General features: G+C 67.1%; 18 protein-coding genes. 11 read left to right on the forward strand and 7 right to left on the reverse strand.

Translation table 11 applies throughout. The annotated features are described in order from the left end of the window. Positions 1-103: 103 nt before the first annotated feature. Together ABZ911_RS39430 and ABZ911_RS39435 are read right to left on the reverse strand one after the other, a co-directional pair. A complete protein-coding gene (locus ABZ911_RS39430) occupies positions 104-427 on the reverse strand; it encodes a helix-turn-helix transcriptional regulator (protein WP_358068498.1) in 324 nt (107 codons plus the stop codon). Beyond that, on the reverse strand, positions 427-789 hold the full coding sequence (locus tag ABZ911_RS39435) for a type II toxin-antitoxin system RelE/ParE family toxin (RefSeq protein ID WP_358068501.1): 363 nt from the start codon (positions 787-789) through the stop codon (positions 427-429). The genes ABZ911_RS39430 and ABZ911_RS39435 overlap by 1 nt, the downstream gene beginning before the upstream one ends. Positions 790-1,554: 765 nt before the next feature. On the opposite strand from ABZ911_RS39435, the gene ABZ911_RS39440 reads away from it, so the two are divergent. From ABZ911_RS39440 to ABZ911_RS39450, 3 genes are read left to right on the forward strand one after another with little or no spacing between them, the layout of a single operon-like run. Next, positions 1,555-2,262: a helix-turn-helix domain-containing protein gene (locus ABZ911_RS39440; RefSeq protein ID WP_358068504.1), complete on the forward strand. Its 708-nt coding sequence runs from the start codon at positions 1,555-1,557 to the stop codon at positions 2,260-2,262. A 47-nt stretch (positions 2,263-2,309) separates the two neighbouring features. Beyond that, a complete protein-coding gene (locus ABZ911_RS39445) occupies positions 2,310-3,503 on the forward strand; it encodes a cytochrome P450 (protein ID WP_358068507.1) in 1,194 nt (397 codons plus the stop codon). A gap of 30 nt (positions 3,504-3,533) precedes the next feature. Continuing rightward, positions 3,534-3,695, forward strand: coding sequence for a hypothetical protein (locus ABZ911_RS39450; RefSeq protein WP_358068510.1), 162 nt, complete (start codon positions 3,534-3,536; stop codon positions 3,693-3,695). 72 nt (positions 3,696-3,767) lie between these two features. Here ABZ911_RS39450 and ABZ911_RS39455 read toward each other — a convergent pair whose 3' ends face one another. Further along, the gene (locus tag ABZ911_RS39455) at positions 3,768-4,985 is read right to left on the reverse strand and encodes a serine hydrolase domain-containing protein (RefSeq protein ID WP_358068513.1); all 1,218 of its coding nucleotides are present in this window, start codon (positions 4,983-4,985) and stop codon (positions 3,768-3,770) included. A gap of 398 nt (positions 4,986-5,383) precedes the next feature. On the opposite strand from ABZ911_RS39455, the gene ABZ911_RS39460 reads away from it, so the two are divergent. The 8 genes from ABZ911_RS39460 (at position 5,384) to ABZ911_RS39495 (ending at position 12,054) form a co-directional block, all read left to right on the forward strand. After that, positions 5,384-5,533, forward strand: coding sequence for a hypothetical protein (locus ABZ911_RS39460; RefSeq protein ID WP_358068516.1), 150 nt, complete (start codon positions 5,384-5,386; stop codon positions 5,531-5,533). A 49-nt stretch (positions 5,534-5,582) separates the two neighbouring features. After that, positions 5,583-6,545 (forward strand): MvdC/MvdD family ATP grasp protein, encoded by a 963-nt coding sequence (locus ABZ911_RS39465; RefSeq protein ID WP_358068520.1) that lies wholly within the window; start codon positions 5,583-5,585, stop codon positions 6,543-6,545. Continuing rightward, positions 6,545-7,546, forward strand: coding sequence for a TIGR04500 family putative peptide maturation system protein (locus ABZ911_RS39470; RefSeq protein WP_358068523.1), 1,002 nt, complete (start codon positions 6,545-6,547; stop codon positions 7,544-7,546). The genes ABZ911_RS39465 and ABZ911_RS39470 overlap by 1 nt, the downstream gene beginning before the upstream one ends. After that, positions 7,543-7,731, forward strand: coding sequence for a hypothetical protein (locus ABZ911_RS39475; RefSeq protein WP_358068526.1), 189 nt, complete (start codon positions 7,543-7,545; stop codon positions 7,729-7,731). Before ABZ911_RS39470 ends, ABZ911_RS39475 begins: the two co-directional genes overlap by 4 nt. After that, a complete protein-coding gene (locus ABZ911_RS39480) occupies positions 7,728-9,860 on the forward strand; it encodes a peptidase domain-containing ABC transporter (protein ID WP_358068529.1) in 2,133 nt (710 codons plus the stop codon). The genes ABZ911_RS39475 and ABZ911_RS39480 overlap by 4 nt, the downstream gene beginning before the upstream one ends. Before the next feature lie 181 nt (positions 9,861-10,041). Further along, a complete protein-coding gene (locus tag ABZ911_RS39485) occupies positions 10,042-10,305 on the forward strand; it encodes a CopG family transcriptional regulator (RefSeq protein ID WP_358068532.1) in 264 nt (87 codons plus the stop codon). Then, entirely contained in the window at positions 10,302-10,715 is a 414-nt protein-coding gene (locus ABZ911_RS39490) for a PIN domain-containing protein (protein ID WP_358068535.1), read from the forward strand. The genes ABZ911_RS39485 and ABZ911_RS39490 overlap by 4 nt, the downstream gene beginning before the upstream one ends. Before the next feature lie 868 nt (positions 10,716-11,583). Further along, the gene (locus ABZ911_RS39495; RefSeq protein ID WP_358068538.1) at positions 11,584-12,054 is read left to right on the forward strand and encodes a hypothetical protein; all 471 of its coding nucleotides are present in this window, start codon (positions 11,584-11,586) and stop codon (positions 12,052-12,054) included. 140 nt (positions 12,055-12,194) lie between these two features. On the opposite strand, the gene ABZ911_RS39500 is transcribed toward ABZ911_RS39495, so the two are convergent. The 4 genes from ABZ911_RS39500 to ABZ911_RS39515 form a co-directional block, all read right to left on the reverse strand. Continuing rightward, positions 12,195-14,612, reverse strand: a complete 2,418-nt coding sequence (locus tag ABZ911_RS39500) for a M4 family metallopeptidase (protein WP_358068541.1) — start codon at positions 14,610-14,612, stop codon at positions 12,195-12,197. A gap of 743 nt (positions 14,613-15,355) precedes the next feature. Beyond that, the gene (locus ABZ911_RS39505; RefSeq protein WP_358068544.1) at positions 15,356-15,853 is read right to left on the reverse strand and encodes a hypothetical protein; all 498 of its coding nucleotides are present in this window, start codon (positions 15,851-15,853) and stop codon (positions 15,356-15,358) included. A gap of 557 nt (positions 15,854-16,410) precedes the next feature. Further along, the gene (locus tag ABZ911_RS39510) at positions 16,411-16,749 is read right to left on the reverse strand and encodes an Imm8 family immunity protein (protein WP_358068547.1); all 339 of its coding nucleotides are present in this window, start codon (positions 16,747-16,749) and stop codon (positions 16,411-16,413) included. A gap of 288 nt (positions 16,750-17,037) precedes the next feature. Continuing rightward, positions 17,038-17,391 (reverse strand): hypothetical protein, encoded by a 354-nt coding sequence (locus tag ABZ911_RS39515; protein ID WP_358068550.1) that lies wholly within the window; start codon positions 17,389-17,391, stop codon positions 17,038-17,040. Positions 17,392-17,779: the final 388 nt, after the last annotated feature.

The raw sequence follows: 17,779 nt of genomic DNA on the forward strand, positions 1-17,779 counted from the left end.
GGGAACCGTCGTACTCCACCCGACCAAGGTCCTGGCCTGCGATCGGCGCATCCCGTGAGTGCCCCCTGGCTGATGGCATGGTCGACCCGCTTGCCTCATTCGGCTAACCGGCCAGGAGATCGATCTGTTCCGCTTGGTCGTCTCCCACGGAGATGGTGAACCGAACACCCATCGCCCTGCCGATCCGGTCAAGCATTTCCAGCGTCGGTACTCCACCGCCCAACTCAATACGCGACAGAGCCGGCTGGGAGATCTCTGCCCGCCTGGCGACCTCGGCCTGAGTCAGATTCCTCGCCACACGAACCTCGCGAAGCCTGTCTCCCAGATTCATGTCGCGGACGGCTCGCGTGTACTCGGGGTGCTCTTCGGCCTCGGCATTCAGAAGCCGCTTGGCCTTCAGGGTCTTCCACGTACTGTGTCCAGCCATCACAACCTCCTGTCGAACACGTGGGTGACGGTCATGTCATGTTCAAGCTGGCAGGTCTTCTTCGCCTTGACCGCGCGCTCCACGTCATCATGCTGTGGCCCGTTGCGGATCTTGGCAAACACCGCGAGTAGAACGATCGCTCTGCCCCCAGGCCGCCAGAACGTGATTCGCCAGGACCGTTCCCCGAGGGGCAACCTCAACTCGCTAACACCATCACGCAGACTCTTGACGTGATCACCGTCCGGCAGGCCACCCCTCTCCACGAGAGACCGGTCCACCTTCGCCATCACACGCTGGAACTGCCCGAACGGCAACTCCGCCAACCATGCCTCCACCTCGGGCTCCAACGCGATCTCGAACATACCCTTGATGGTATATATCTTTGATGGTAAGTCGGCGTGAACGAGAAAACCAGCCCAGACTCAAAAACGGTCAAGGTCCGGCTCTGGATGAGAGCCCTGGGTCGGGCCTTCGCTACTGGAGCGGGTGACGGTCGGCTTGGGGGTAGATAACTGATCTTGCCGCGCTTAACTGGGCGAAAAGGGGGTCACGTCCACGGAGTGTCGATCTTCGCGTGATCCTGTTTTTAGGTTAAGTGGGGTGCAGGTCAGGGCGGGGCGAATGACCGTGAGTATCCGTGAATGACCTCGGCTGTCCCTCCGTTCTGGCACGGATCTGGCGTGTGGATCATGCTGGCTTCAGGTGTTAACCGTCCCTCCAGATGTCCACGCCGGTGGTCGAGCCCTTGGCATGAGTTTCGGCGCGACGGATCCCTGTCCTGCTGTCTGGGAGCCCGGTGGCTGCGCCGCTTTGACCTCGCCCCAGGAAAATGGTCCAGGCTAGGAGCGTGAACGACGCGGCTCTCTTGCTGCCTGGCGAGTTCGGTGCTGCTCGATCAGATGGCATAGGGACCGCCAGCTCAATCCGCGGGCCAGCCGCTCCGGAGGAGGCCGCCCCACCAAGGTCCGCGATCCACCGCGGCGGGTCGAGCGACGGTCGCTCTGACCCGCGAGCTGAGAGCCTGATCCAGGGACGACCACCGGGTTGTAAGCGGTTCGGCCGCGGAGTACCGTGTGACTTGTTGACCATGTTTCACATTGGGTCAAAAAGTCAATAAGGAGGACGCGGTGGCGCTGGGACGACCAAAGCAGGATCTCAATCGGGCGGATCGGATTCTCGATGCCGCGGCCGACCTGCTCGTGCGCCTCGGCTATCGGAAGGTCACGATCGAGGACATCGCCCAGCAGGTCGGGATCGGCAAAGGCACTGTCTACCTGCACTGGCGTACCAAGCAACAGCTCTTCGAAGCGCTGATCCTGCGCGAGGCCATCATCTACGTCGACAGGCTCGTGGACGGGCTGCGCGGGGACCCGGCCATGGTGTTGCCGCACCGCCTGATGGCCGCGTCGTTCCTGATCATCCACGACCGGCCCGTACTGCGGGAAATGTTCACCGGCGACGCGAAACAACTGCAGGCAGTGCTGGCCGACAGCGCCATACGCGGTCACGACCTGTTCGCAACCGCCAGGTTCTTCGACCTGCTGACCCGCCACGGACTACTCCGTGACGACGTTCCGAACCTGGCGTACGCACTCACGGCGGTCCACAGCGGCTTCCATCTCCTCGACAACCTGGATCCGGCCGCCGCGCTGGACGTGCGGGCAAGGGCCGACTCGCTCGCCCACATCATCATGACCGCCTTCGAACCGGCAGAGCGGCCGAGTCCGCAGGTGCTGACCGCGGCGGCCTCGGAAATCATGGCCGTCCTCGAGGACGTGATCCCGCCCTACCGCGAATGGATCTACGGCCACCAACGCACGTCGGAGCCGACCTGATCAACATCGGCGACCCAGCTGATACCGATCCAAGGGGGAAGATCGACATGACAGACCCGGCGGCGCCGCTGCCGCTCGAACGCCCCAACCACTTCGACCCGCCCGCGGCACTGGCGCGGCTACGCGCGAGCGATCCCGTCAGCCCGCTGGCCTACCCCGACGGCCACACGGGATGGCTGGTGACCGGCCACGCCCTCGTCCGCGCGGTCCTGGCCGACTCCCGCTTCAGCTCCCGGGCCGAGCTCAACCACTTCCCGATCCCCCGGGCGAGCGCCCCCGCGACGCTCCAGCCGGCGCCGCCCGGCATCTTCACCCGGATGGACCCGCCCGACCACACCCGCTACCGGCACCTGCTCACCGGGCAGTTCACCGTACGCCGCATGCGCGAGCTCACCACGCGCATCGAGCAGATCACCACCGAGCACCTGGACGCCATGGACCGACACGGCCCGCCCGTGGACCTGGTTGAGGCGTACGCGATGCCGATCCCCGCGCTGGTGATCTGCGAGCTGCTCGGAGTGCCTTCCACCGATCGCGAGCGCTTCCAGCGGCATTCGGCGGAACTGATGCGCCTGGACAACACCCCGCAGGAGAGGATCACCGCCTACACCGCGCTGCAGGAGTTCATGCACGCGCTGGTGACGGCCAAGCGCGCCGAGCCAACCGACGACATGCTCAGTGGCCTGACCGCCGCCGACATCACCGACGAGGAACTCACCAACATCGGCTTCATGCTGCTGGGAGCCGGGTTCGAGACCACCGCCAACATGCTCGCCCTGGGCACCTTCGCCCTGCTGTGCCACCCCGACCAGCTCGCCTTTCTCCGCGCCGACCCGAGCTCCATCGACCACACGGTCGAGGAACTGCTGCGTTACCTGAGCGTCGTCCCCTACACGACCCGGACGGCACTTGAGGACGTCGAGCTGGACGGGCGTGTGGTCAAGGCCGGCGAGACGGTGACCGTCTCGATATCGGCGGCCGACCGCGACCCGCACCGGTTCACCGATCCCGACGTCCTCGACCTGCGTCGGCAGACCGGTGGACATCTGGCCTTCGGCCACGGCATCCACCAGTGCCTGGGCCAGCAGCTCGCACGCGTCGAGATGCGGGTCGGATATCCGGCGCTGTTCAACCGGTTCCCCACCCTTCGACTGGACGTCGCTCCCGAAGAGGTCCCATTGCGCACCGACATGCTCATCTACGGCGTGCACCGGCTCCCCGTCACCTGGGACGCGGCATAGATGGTTCACCTTCAGGAAGGTTCGAACGACATGGGAGTCACCCTTCCGGAGTTCACCGGCAGGGAGATCCTGCTCACCCGAGAGCCCGAGGTCGCTCGGTTCCCGACGGCCCTGCGCCTGTTCACCCAGTTGTCGTCACACAGCACGGCCTGGTCCCGCAAAGGAGTCACGGTCCTGCAGTACCGCTTCTAACCCAACGGCACGCCCGCCTCCGGGAAGGCCGTAGCCGCAGGTGATCCTGGGCACCTGCGGCAACGGCTGGTTCTATTCGCCGCAGAACTCCGCCGTGGCTGCCTCGATGAGCCAGTTGACCGGATGCTCGGTCTTGTCCTTGGCCCAGTCGCCGTTCATGTTGATCGCGAGTGAGTGCTTGCCGTCGCGGGACGACATCGCGTAGGTGTACGAGCCGTTGAACATTCCGCCGGTGCTGTGCACGGTCACGCCGCACGTCAGTTTCAGGTCGTGGACCCCCGTCCCGTACTTGGTGTTCGGCAGCCACTGCTCTGCCGGAAGGGCGTCGGCGGTGGAGATGGTCGTCCACATCTCCTTGTGCTGCTTGGGCGGCAGGAACGTGCCGGCCGCCAGGGCACGGGTGAGCTTGTTCAGGTCCGGGAGCGTGGAAACCATCCCACCAGCGGCGCCGGCGGTGGCCGCGTTGTTCTCGGTGACGTCGTAGATCTTGGCGTTCGGGTCCTCCAGCCACGCCCAGAGCTTGGAGTAGTGCCGGGGATGCGGCCCGTGGATCCTCATGTCGTTCCGCTCCGGCATGTAGGTCCCGGTGAGGCCGAGCGGCTTGGCGATCTGCTCTTTGATCAGGGTGGCGTAGCTCTTGCCGGTCGCCTTCTCGGCGATCATGGCGAGAAGGAAGTAGTTGACGTTGCTGTAGATGAACCTCTCGTTCGGCTTGTACGGCTTGAGCTCCATGCCGTGCTTCACGACCTTCTCGAGCGGGTACCAGTCGAACCTGCGCGGATACCACGCGGGGCTGCTGATCATATCGGCCAAGGGCTGGGTCAGGTATGGATTGCGCAGCCCACTCCGCTGGTTGAGCAGCAGCCTGACGCTGATCTTGCTGCCGTCGTTCCCGTTGCCCTTGACCACGTTCGGCAGCCACTTCTCGACCGTGTCGTCGAGACTCAGTTTCCCGGCGGCCTCCAACCGCAGGATCAAGGCGCCCGTGAACGTCTTGGTGGCGCTGCCGACGCGGACCCGCTCGTTGATGGCACGCTCGCGCCCGGTCTTGAGGTCGGAGACCCCGGCCTTGCCGATCCAGCGCTGCTCGCCGTCGCGGACCTCGGCGATCATCCCGGGGATGCCGTGTTCTTCCACGACCCGGTCCATGATTCGCTGGACCGCGGCGTGGTCTTCCCCGGTCCCCGCCGGAGACGCGGCGTGGGCGGCCGAGACATTCCCGGCCATGACGGCCGTGGCCGCGGCCACGGCCAGTCCGGTGCGGACGGTTCGTCGTACATAAGCGCGCATGGACATCGCTTCCTTGAGCAGATGGTGTTCAGTACGCCCAAACGATGTCCGCCGCCACTTTTAACGATCTTATAGCGCCCTTATATGCGCAACTTTCCGCCTGTCAGCGCTTCGCGTTCGTAGAAGGCTTCGAGACGGGCGTTGGCTGCCCCGCCTCGTCCCAGCGCTTGACTCGACGGCGATACCGCACGTACTGGCATGAGCTGCGCTCACGCAAGTGACGGCTGGACCGAAAGCAGGGTAGGAAACGACCGGAATCCCGATTCGCGTCCCCTGGTGAGATGACACAAGATCACCCGTGTGACGGACGCTCGGCCGCCTGCCGATCACTTAGCTTGCTCGATGCGACGGGGCGCAACCGGTGCTCCGTACGGGAAAGAAAGGTGGTGGGGATACGCATGGGCAAGACGCGTACCACCCTCGACGACATCGCGGCTCTCGGTCCCGAGCTGGACGAGGGGCAGCTTCTCCAGGTGAGCGGCGGCGCCAAGAGCCAGGTCATCGTGATCCACAATGGCCACACGCACACCTCTGGCGACAGCAACTAGTTCGCTGTGGGGGCGCGACCGCATCGCGCCCCCGTCCGGAGACCCACCGATGATCCTCGTTCTGACTTCTGACGGAGATGAGCACGCCAACCGGGTTGTGAAACCGCTCATAGCCGCGGGCGCGGACGTCGTCGTCTTCGATCCCGCCTTCTTCCCGACCGACGCCACCCTCGCGATCAGCCACTCCGGGGACGGTTCGACCGGCCGGATGCTCGGCCGCGGTGGCCGGCGCTTCGACCTCGACGACTTGACCGCGCTCTGGTATCGCCGGCCGCTGGCCCCGGTCGCGCATCCGCAGGTCGCCGCCCGCGACTATGTGGAGGAGGAGTGCCGCGTCATGGCCGAGAGCCTCTGGGACAGCCTCGGCTGCCTCACGGTTCCCGCCTCCCGGCCGGTCATCGACCGTGCGGCGCGCAAGCCGTACCAGCTCGAACTGGCCCGGCGGCTGGGCTTCGAGCTCCCCGCGACGCTGGTCACGACCGATCCCGAGAGCTTTCTCGACTTCTACGACCGGCACGAGGGCCGTGTGATCACCAAGCCCGTGCACGGCAACCAGCTGGAGGAGGACGGAGAGCGGTTCGGCCGGTTCGCGGCTCCCGTCACTCCCATGGACGTCGCGTACGCGGACGCGCTGCGCTTCTGCCCGGTCATCGTCCAGGCGTATGTGCCCAAACGGGTCGAGGTGCGGGTGACCGTGGTCGGGAGGGAGGTCTTCGCCGCGGAGATCCATTCGCAGGTGAGCAACCACACGAGGTACGACTGGCGGCACTACGACCCGGGCGCGACGCCCATCCGGGCACACGACCTGCCTCCGGAGATCTCTCGGCGGTGCCGGGAACTGGTCGAGCGGCTCGGGCTGGCCTACGGCGCGATCGACCTGATCCTCACACCGGACGGCCGCCACGTCTTCCTCGAGATCAATCCGAACGGCCAGTTCCTCTGGATCGAGGACGCGGCCGGACTGCCCATCAGCGCGGCGATCGGCGAACTGCTCATGAGCGGAGTCAAGTGATGGCGGACGGGCGGATGCTCGCCCAGGCGGTCGACCTGCTCAGCGCCGGTACGGCCGAGCGTGACCTGGACGGGTTCAGGGCGGAGCACCCGTGGGCTCGGATACGGCTGGTCGGCCAGCGTGAGGAGTACGACGGATCGCTCCAGCACGCCCTGCTCATCAAGGAGCGCGACGGCGCCACGATCTCCCTCTCGTGGTGTCCCGACCGGGCGCTGCCCTGGCCGCTGCGCGGCGTACACCGGGCCGGTGAGCACCTGCTGCTCCGAGTCAACGGTGTCGAAACCCCTGTGGCCAGGGCGATCGCCTGCCTGGACTTCATCTGGGACGAGTCCCGGCTGGCCGACCGCCTCATCACCGACAGCCTGGTACGCGAGGCGCTGGAGGAGGCACCGGAACCGCTCGCCGACACCGAGATCCAGGAGGCGATGGACGCGTTCCGCCGGGCACGCGGGCTGCTGACCGGCGGCGCGGTCCGGGCGTGGATGGACCGCAACCACATCTCCCACCACGAGCTGGAGGAACTGGTCGTCCTCGAGGCCTCCGTGGCCCGGCTCCGCTCGCGGGTGGCCGCCGGACGGGTCGAGGACTGGTTCACCGAGCACGGTCACGAGCTCGACGTCGCCCGCGTCGCGCGGGTCGAGTTCACCGCCGCCGGGCCGCGCGTGCTCGACGCCGACGGGTTCCTCGCCTCCGTGGAGCGGGCGTTCGCGGACGGTACGGCCCGGCCGGGTGAGGTGTTCGCCACGTTGCGCAGAGGAGAGCTGAGCCCGGAGACGGCCGGCCAGGTCTTCGCAGCCGCGCCGGGGACGGTCATCGGCCCTTTCGAGACGGAGCGCGGTCACCTGCTGATGAAGGTGCTGGCGGTGCAGCCCGCCGTTCTCGACGACGCCGTACGTGACCTCGTCGAACGCCGGATCTTCGCCGAATGGGTCGAGCGGCGCAGGAGCACGGCCAAGATCGAGTGGTTCTGGGGAACTGCGGACAGAACGGCCGGCACATGACGGGGCTCCCGTACCGGGAGAAAGCGGTTCACCACCACATGGCCGCCCGGCGGCGCGTCGAACGGCCGTACCGGATCTCCAAGAGGCTCCTGATCAGCCTGTGGGTGTATGTGGGGCTGCTCGCGCTGTCGATGGCGGTAATCGTGCTGCTCGGCATCCTGCCGGCGCTCGGAGCGGGGCGATGAGGCGCGGGCGGGTGCCGGTGATCAGGCAGAGCGCGATGGCCGACTGCGGCGCGGCCTGCCTGGCGATGGTTCTCGGGCATCACGGACGCCGCACGACCGTGCGCGAGGTCGGCGAGCACGTCCAGGTGTCGCGGGACGGGCTGACCGCGTTCGCGATCGCGGAGGCCGCCAGGTCGTACGGCCTGCGCGCCAAGGCCTTCTCGCTCACCCCCCGGCAACTCGGCGCGGTACCCGGGCCCTTCATCGTGCACTGGGAGTTCAACCACTTCCTGGTCGTCGAGCGGTGGCGCCCCGACGGCGTCGAAGTCGTCGATCCCGCCTCCGGGCGGCGCAGGCTCACACCGCAGGAGTTCGACGTCGGGTTCACCGGGGTCGTCCTGGCCTTCGAACCCGGTCCCGAGTTCAGCGTCCATGGCCCTGAGCGCCGCCCGTGGCGCCGGGACCTGGTGCGCGCCCTCCTGGTCCGCCACCGCGGCCTGCTGCTCCAGGCGTTGTTCGCGTCCCTGCTGCTGCAAGGGGTCGCCCTCGTCCTCCCCCTGCTCTCCGGGCTCGTCGTCGACGAGGTCCTTCCCGGAGAGAATCGGTACCTGCTGCGGATCCTCATCGTGGGACTCGGCTTCGTGGTGCTCACCCAGGCGATCCTCACCTGCCTTCGTACGGCCGTGCTGCTCGTGTTGCGGGCGCGGGCGGACACCCAGTTCACGGCGGGGGTGATCAGACACCTGTTCACGCTGCCCTACCGGTTCTTCACCCTCCGGGGGACGAGCGACCTGGTCATGAGCACGCAGAGCGCGGCCAGCCTGCGGGCCATGCTGTCCGGCCAGGTGCTCTCCGCGCTGCTCGACGGCCCGATGGCCGCGGTCCTCATGACCCTGGTCCTGCTGGGTGATCCAGTGCTCGGAGGATGCCTGCTCGCCGTGGCGGCCGTCCAGGTCGCGCTGCTGCTGGCCACCCGGCGGCGGATCGCCGACCTCACCGGGCGCGGGCTGACCGCCGCCGCCACGACCCAGGGCCGGCTCATCGAGTCCATCGGGGGCATCGAGACGATCAAGGCGTCCAGCGCCGAATGGCGTGCGATGGAGCGGTGGTCCGGGATGTTCACCGCCCAGATGAACGCCGACATGCGCCTGGGCCTGACCCGCGGGATCCTGGACGCGGTCCTGTCGGGGATCAGGATTCTCGGTCCCGCGCTGCTGCTGCTCGTGGGCGCGTCACGGGTGCTCGACGGCGAGCTGAGCCTGGGGACGATGCTCGCGCTCAACGCGCTGGCCATGTCCACCCTCACTCCGCTGACCTCGTTGCTGGCCAGCCTGCAGGAGCTCCAGGAGGCCGGGGCTCATTTCGAGCGGTTGGCCGACATCGTCGAGGCCGAGCCCGAGCGGAGCGGCGGGAAGAGGCCGCACCTGCGCGGGGAGGTGGTGCTGCGGGACGTCGGATTCCGCTTCGACCCGCGCTCCCCGTGGACGGTCAGGAACGTGTCCCTCGCGGTCGGGCCGGGGCAGAAGATCGCCCTGGTGGGCAGCTCCGGTTCGGGCAAGAGCACGCTGGGGCGGATCCTGCTGGGCCTGTACCAGCCGGTCGAGGGCGAGGTCCGGTACGACGGAACGCCCGCCTGGGACATCGACTCGCGCTGGTTGCGCAGCCGCTTCGGCGTGGTCACCCAGGACCCCCACCTCTTCACCGGGACCATCAGGGACAACATCGGCCTGGCCGTACCCGACGCCTCACTGGAGCAGGTCGTGCTGGCGGCCAGGCTGGCCTGTGTCCACGACGACATCATGGCCATGCCCATGGGATACGAGACGATGCTCACCGAGGGCAGCGGTCTCTCCGGCGGCCAGCGGCAGCGGATCGCACTCGCCCGGGCGCTGTTACCCCAGCCCCGGGTCCTGCTGCTCGACGAGGCGACCAGCCATCTCGACACCGCCACCGAGGCGGCGATCGAGCGGAACCTCGCCTGGCTGACCCAGACCCGCATCGTGATCGCCCACCGGCTGAGCACCGTGCGCGACGCCGACCAGATCCTCGTCATCGAGGCGGGCCGGGTCACCGAGCGCGGCACCCACGACGAGCTGATGCGGTTCGGCGGCCGGTACGCCGCCCTCACCGAACGGCAGTCCGTCCGCTGACCACAAGCAGGACCGCCGCATCTGCGTCCTCCAAGCCAAACGAGCCGTCGCGCCGGTGGAGCGCCCCACTGGACGAACGACCTTGACCGGCGCGTAGAGACCAGGTCGCCGAGAAGCTCGCAAGCGGCAGGGCCCTGCTGGCTGCCGATGAAGCAGGAGGATGAGAGGTAGGATAGAGAGTATGAGCGAGCCCACCGGCAAGTATTCGATCACTATGCCGCGCGACATCGCGGAGGCCGCCCGGATCCGGAGCGGCCCTTCTGGCCTGTCTGCCTACGTCGCCGCCGCCGTCGCCCGACAGATCGAGCGCGACAACCTCAACGAGCTCATCCAGGTCGCCGAGGCCGAGCACGGAGCCATCACCGACGACGAGGTCCAGGCACTGCGCGACCAGCTTCACCAGGCCCGGCAGGGACAGGCCCGCAGTGGAGCGGGCGCCGCGTGACACGTTCTCCCGCCACCCCCGGCGGTACCCTCGTCCTCGACAGCGAGGGAGTGGCCAAGGCCGTTCAGCGCGACCGGGCGGTCACCGCATGGCTCGCTCTCGCCCGCGCCGACGACCTCCGCGTCATCACCTCCGCCGCCACGCTCGTCGAGGTGGTCCACCCCCGCATCAACCGGCCGGCCCTGGAGTGGACGCTGTCCCGTCTTATCATCGAACCGGTCACCGAACCGATCGCCCGCCACGCCGCCACGCTCCTGTCCGACGCCGGCCTGCACGGGCACAAGTACGCCATCGATGCCATGCTCAGCGCCACCGCCCTCGCTGCACCCGGCCCCGTCACAGTCCTCACCTCCGACCCCGAGGACCTCGCCGCCCTATGCCGCGAACGCGTCATCGTCATCAAGGTCTGAACTGTGCGATATGGGCTGTCCTTCCACGGTCTGAGGACACAGGCAACATGCTCGCCACCGGAATCGGGCGCGGGGCTCAAGAACCTCACCGCACACATGGGACACGACACCGTACGGGCCACCATGATCTCGGCTCTGGTCGACGAGTCCGTGCGTGACCGTGATTGACCCCTCGTCACCCTGGCCAATGTCCCGTACCAGAGTCGTGACCTTGGAGGCTCGTGGTCGGTACGCTGATCGTCATGGGAGCTGGTGAGGCATCTCTGCGGCTGGTGGACGTAACGTCGGCGTTAGAAGCGACTCTGACCGCCCTGAGGGCTGTGGGGGCCGACCTGATATACCGCGTGGGTGGCACAAGTGCCGCTCTGCTGCAAGGTGTTCATCTTCCTGTCGGAGATGTTGACCTCTTACTGGCTCGACGGGAGGACGTGGACGCGGTCGCTGCCGCCCTTTCGTCCTTCCCCTGTCTGTATGCGGCATCTTGGCTCCCCCAGAGTTCGCAGTACTTCGCTAGTACGAGGTGAACGGGGTCCATTTAGAGATCAGCACGGTTGAGCAGGAGACCGACTCCGATGAGATGGAGTGCGTTGGCCGTGGCCCGTGGCAGCACTACGTCTTGATCACGTGTGGCTCGCATCGTGTTCCTGTGGTTCGCCTGGAACTACGGTTGGCCACAGAACTCTTGCGTGATCGGCCCGATCGATACGAACCGCTCCTCGACCACATGGCGGCACATGGGTTCGATGCTGATCTTCTGGACAGGGCTATGACTGCTCGCGCTCTTTCGACGGAACGACAGCGCTTGGTTCACGACCGCCTCGCCCATTCCCCTCCCCGCTCCCAATAACTGCCAAGGATCGGCGACGGCGTGGTGATCGACACCGCCTGGTTCAGAGGGAACCATCCGCCGTACGCCTCGGTGGAGGCGACCAGCGTCGAGGGGGCGCCGTCACCGGCCGAACTGGAGCGGGCGACCTGGGAGACGATCGTGGCGAAGACCGCGATCAAGGGCGACACCGAGAACCCGTTCGAGGTGGCCGACCGGCGGCGCTGGACGCATGTCCGGCTGAGCATCCACCCCGACGGCGGCTTGGCCAGGCTCCGGGTACATGGCGAGCTGGCTGCCGGCGCCCACCGCGTGGCGGTGCTCCGCTGGCTCGATCTGCTTCCCATCGAGCACGCCGTACAGGTTCTCGGCGAGGCCGGCGTCCCCCCGGAGACGGCCGAAGCCCTCCTCCGCCGACGACCGTTCGCCGACGGCGGCGCGCTGCCTTCGACGGTGCTCTCCACCTTGCTGGGACGCTCAGGTTCGGGGATCAGGCCGCGCCGTTCGTGGTAACGCAGGAGCAAAGACCTGCGGTCGAGAAACCACAGCGCCGTCCCCGAGGACGAAGCGTTTTCATGGACATGTCCCGGCGGTACGAGCGAAAGCGCGGTCCCGGCACCCCGCCAGGCGCCGGGACCGCTACGGGATGGCGGTCAGGAACGCGTGATCTTCACGTCGTCCACGCCCGCCTCGATCAGGCTGGCCGTACCCGCGTCGGCTGTCTCGATCAGCAGCCGGATGGTCTGTCCGGCGTAGGAGGACAGGTTGATCGTCGCGGGCTGCCAGGCGCCGGCCCGGTTGGCGGCCGAGCCGAGCTGCTGCAGCACGACCGTGTTCGTCGCGCCGGACACGACCCGCACGCGGAAGTAGTCGGCGCTGTTCGCGTTGTTGAGATGCGCCAGGTACCACGACAGGGTCAGGGTGAGCGTCCCGGACGGTAGCACGATCTCCGGCGAGCGGACGCTCGTGACGCCGCCGTCGACGTCGTAGGTGCCCGCCGAGCTGCCGGCCAGGCGGCCGGTCACCAGGTCGTTGACGCCGCTGACGGTGGTGCCGAGCTGCAGGCCGACGCCGGAGCTCGTGGCGGCCGGGTCACCCCGCTCCCAGGCGCCGGAGGTGGCGGTGTCGGTGCCGGAGGCGTTCGTGGTCCAGCCCAGGGCGGTCTCGAACGTGTCGTTGAAGACCACGTTGCTGACCGTGCCCACGTTCAGGGTGAACGGGGCCGTGCGGTCCACCGAGGTGCCGTCACCGGTGACGATGACGTTGTAGGTGGCGCTGGGGGTGCCCGCCGGGACCGTGATGGTCAGCGTGGAGGAACCGCCCGAGGTCACGCTCGGCGGGTTGAACGCCGCCGAGCCGCCCGGAGGCAGGCCGGAGGCCGCGAAGGTCACCGTCTGCGCGGGCGGCGTGGTCGTCGCCGTGCTCACGGTCGTGGTCGCCTGCTGACCCGGCTGTACGGTCGCCGACGTCGGGTTCAGGGTCATCGAGAAGTCGGGACCCGCCGAGCACGAGGCCGGCTCGCCCGTGGCGGCCGGCACGCTCACGGCCAGCCATGCGGCCTTGACGGCGTTGTACTCGGCGCAGGAGCCGGGGAACAGCTGGATCGCGGCCTCCAGCGACGCCTTGCGGGCCAGCGAGTGGGTCCACGTCGCCGTCTTGCGCAGCAGCGTGCCCATGAAGATCTGGCCGGCCTTACGCGGGCCCAGCCCGGTCAGGGTGGTGGAGTTGCAGGTCGGGCTGACCGGCTGGCCGTTGGTCGGGTTGGTGCCCTCGGCCAGCAGGTAGAACCAGTGGTTCTGGACGCCGGCGGCCGCGTGGACTTCCATGTTCGGCACCGAGGCGGAGAAGCAGTTCGGGTTGCCGGAGATCAGCGACGGCTGGTGCATGTAGCGGATCGGGCCGCTGCCCACCAGGTTGACCTCTTCGCCCACGCTGTAGTCCGGCGGGTCGAGGTTGGCGGGCTCGTTGGCGAACCACTCCGTGAGCGCGCCGAAGATGTCGCCTGTCGACTCGTTCAGGCCGCCCTTCTCGTTGCTGCCGGTCGAGCCGCCGGGGGTGGTCTGGAAGATGGCGTGGCCGTACTCGTGCGCCACGACGTCGATCGGGGTGACCTGGCGCTGGCTGTCCTGGGAGCGGCCGAAGTTAGTGAAGCTGCCGTTCCAGTACGCGTTGACGTCGCTGAGGCCGACACGGGCGGGGAAGCCGCCGCCGGTGCCGTTGATGCCGTCACGGCCCAGCCAGGAGCTGAGCATGTCCCATTCCTTGCCCGCCGCGAACAGCGCGTCCACGCAGGCGGTCTCCAGGTCCGTACCGGAGCCGTTGCCCCAGTTGTCGTCGGTGCCGGTGAACGCCGTGCCGTTCTGGCCTCCGCATCGGATGCCCGTACGGACCGGGTCCGTCATCGAGAAGCTGTTGTTCGAGCCTGAGGTGCCGATGGTGACCGGGTTGCCGTTGTAGTAGCTGTTGCCCGTGCCGGCCATCACCTCGTCGGACTTCTCGATGACCTGGCCGCTGAGGGCGTCGACGAACACGTGCAGCTTCGTCTCGCGGCCCTTGTCGGCGCCGACGACCCGGACCTCGTACGCCAGGCGTCCTGCGCCCTCGGCGAAGACGCTGAGCTGCGGCGCGGAGACCGAGGAGACCTCGGGAACCAGGGCGCGCGCGATGCCGGCCGCCTGGTCGGCGCTGATGGACGGCTTCGTCCCGACGTCCAGCGGCTGGGTCTGCGCGACGGACGTACTCAGCACACCGCCCGCGGAGTTGGTCACGACGACGAAGTCGCCGCCGCGCACCGGCAGGCCGGCGTGGGTACGGGTGTAGGAGACGTAGTTGAGGCCGCCCTGGCCCGCGGTCAAGCCCTGGCGGACGAAGTCGTCCTTGGGCGAGGCACGCAGAACGCCGGGCTCGGACTCCACCAGGCGATCGGCCGCCTGGACGGCCGCGGTGGCGGGGTCCGGGGGTGCGGCGGTCTGTGCGGCCTGGGCGGTCTGTCCCGAGGCGATCGAGCCCGACATCGCCACGAGCACGCTGGTGGTGCTCGCGACGAGCGCTAACGCGACTTTGCGTTTCACGCAGTGCTCCTTCTGGGCAGGCGGCCGCGACTGGGGATACGTCGGCCGCCGGGGGGTGTACGAGATCTCCCCAGAGATCTCAGGCGTCGCTCCGCGGTGATCAGGAAGGGAGGAAGACGGAGCTTCCTGCATCTGACATGAGATCTAATGAGCCGTCAATATATGGGGAAATATTTGGAAATTTAGAGACAACAGATGATGTATCGGTCCAAAAAGGTTTCGTGGGGGCTGAGCAGGGACTTCTTGTTTGGGGCGCTACGGCCCGAAATCCGTTACGGCCTTTCCTTCACGACCGTTTCTGGACTCGCAAAGTATTCGCACACACGCCACCCCCAAGGGGCGCGGGATTTTACCCGCTGGCTGTCTCGAAAGCGACCTCTGCCCGCCGAGCCTCCGCGGCAATCGGTTACGGACAAGGAGGGGGCAGGCCAAGTACGGGAGAATGGGGCGGTGAGGTGCTAGGCCACCGGTCAGGAGCCTTCAAGGGGCTCCTGCGGTTGCCGCAGCCTCATATGTGCCTGACCTGGTAAATGGCGGCGCTCGCCGGGCAAGTGGCTGGTGATCAGAGCGACCAGGGCGGCGACTTTGTCAGCTTCGGTGCTCGATCTCTGTAGTTGTGTTTCCGAAAGTAGGCGGCACGCTAACAACGCGATTGGCGGCAATACAGTCTGAATGCCACGCATAGTGCAGGAACAGATTCGCCAGGACGGGAGCAGGGGCGAAGCGTTCTCGGCTGGTGGGACCTACGCGGGCTCGACCAGGCTTGTTGCGAGGCACTCCAGCGGGCGCCGTCGCCACCGCGTGGGATCGGCTGGGTCGCGTACGCCGTTCTGCAGCAGGTCGACCCAGGTACGCGCGAGCGTGCGATCCAGCGCTGTCCCATCACGGATGTCCAGGTCGCCGAAAGTCTGCAGGATGTGGTTGCGCAGGTCGCGCTGATAGTCGTGTCGGGTCCGCTCTTCTATGCCGGACAGGCTGGACACGTAGTCGAACAGGATCGGCTCGGCCTGCGCTTCGGTGATCGGCTCCGGTGTGAGCGGGGCCCATCCGTAGCCGCGGATCCATCTCTCGGGCCAGTGGTGCCCACACGCTTCCACGGCCAGCTTGAAGGTCACCGCGAGAGCCTTCTGATCGAAGGTCTCCGACTGCCACTCGCCGTCCCGACTGCCGCCCAGGCGCCACTGGACTCGATAGGTCTTGGTCCTTCCGTCCTTACGGACGCGGGTCTCGATACGTGCCACGCGGCAAGTTTCAGCCGGTCAGAGACTCAGCCAAAGGGAATCCGAGAGATCGTTCACGGTCGCGTGAGCCCACGGTGAGCCCTTGAAGATCGAGATTCCAGGAAGCGATCAAGGGATTACCTGGTCGGGGCAGTGATGCATATAGAGCGGGTGACGGGAATCGAACCCGCGCTGTCAGCTTGGGAAGCCTCTAACGATCTTGGTGTCTGGGCTGGGGGAACGCTGACCTGCGGGGGAGTGTTTCGAGGACCCGCGATGCCCCGTGAGTCCCCCTTGATCACCCTCCTGACGGGCACGCGACGGGCACGGGGAGCGCCTGGCGTCACCCCGATGCCCAGGGGGCTGAGGAACGAAGTCCCAGACCTTCGATCGCCCCCATGCACTTAGGCCGACCACCGCAGGGCGATCGTGAGGGTGGTATGCGTGCGGTGGCAGCATGAAGGAGCCCAACCGCATCGGCAGGTCGGATCCTGCCCCTCCTGATCGGTTCCACTTGGACCAACGTGCTTGACTGGTCCGCCTGGCACGGCGGTGAACTGCAACCTCACCCGGAGGCGTCAGCCGTCGTAGTCCTCGAACTCCCAATATCCGATCCGGCCGATCTTCTCGGCGAGTTCGCTCCATGTCGGAGCCTCCAGCACTGTTACCCGGTTGCTCAGCCACTTGGTCACTTCCGCGGGACGCAGCTCGGGCACGAAGAGCCAGTGGCGGCCTACGAGAAAGGGGTGATGTTGCAGTTGATCGGCGAGGGCCGATGGAGTGCAAACGGTGACGTGGAACCGTTCCTCGCCCGGTTCCCCCTGCGGGCCGGCGTATATCTCCAGCAGCTCACAAGCATGGGTAGGGTCGTCGAGACTCCGCCCGAGTTCAAGGTCGGGCCATCGGAAGGCGTCCACTCGCGCTCTCACCGCTCAATGATCGCGCAAGGGAGCGAAGTCATAGGCGCGCTTGTCAGCTTGGGAACTGCATCGATCGCGGCTTGACAGGGTACTGAGCTGCGCGGGAAGCCGGTCCCGAGCGACCGTGGTTGCCCCCTTAATGGCCCGCTAATGGCCCGACGATCAGCTCACGACCTGGGGGTTCCTCGCGATACGCGTGCACTCCGCCCCCTGATCATCCCATCTTCCGTCGGCCCGCTCGGCTTGTCCCGGGGCGATGGCGGGCAGGGTGATCAGGTTTCCACCTCAGCTATCGACGGCCTTCGTGTCCGTGTCGAGATCATCCCGGAGCCGAGTGTCCCCGCCGGAGGCATGATTGTCCTTTCGCCGTTCGGCGACTACGCAAACGAGAGCTCCGAGCATCATCCCGAATCCCACCTTCACGGTGATATCGAGGGTTTCATCGCTGGCGGCGAAGGAACCACCGAAGAAGGCAGACGAACCGGCCAGGGTGAGAAGAAACAAGGCCACGCCAGTACCCAGGAATCTGTTTCGGAAGGTCGTAAGTGCGGCGCCAGGGTTCATGAGGGCGCGCCATATGGCGTTGCCGAGAGCGGCCAGAGGGAGAACGACGAGAAGCACGTCGTAGAAGGTCATCACGGCGGCTGATCGTAGGGCAATGGTGCGGGAAAACGGAATAGCGTGTGAAGACAGGTGGCGCATCCCCGATCGCGGCCCGAGTGGCGGACCGCGCGCGAGAACGGCCCCCAGGCAGCACGCGCAGCGTGCGGGCCGCAAGCTCGGGCCGCGTGGCGGCGCGGAGTGCCGCCCTTGATACCTATGCCAAGCCCGGTGACGAGACGTTCGTGCTCCTCGGCGCCAAGGGGGCCATTCTGCGGCGGCCGTCCTTCACGCGGATCTGGGCCAAGGCGCTCAAGGACGCCGACCTTCCGGGCCCCTCCCTGTCAAAATGGATAGAGGTAGCAAACAGGCATAAAACTCTGTGCTGAGGGTGGGGAAGGAGTCATCCCTTCGTGGGAGCAAGTGA

Origin of the sequence: Nonomuraea sp. NPDC046570 (genome assembly GCF_040645915.1) — a bacterium.
GTDB lineage: Bacteria > Actinomycetota > Actinomycetes > Streptosporangiales > Streptosporangiaceae > Nonomuraea.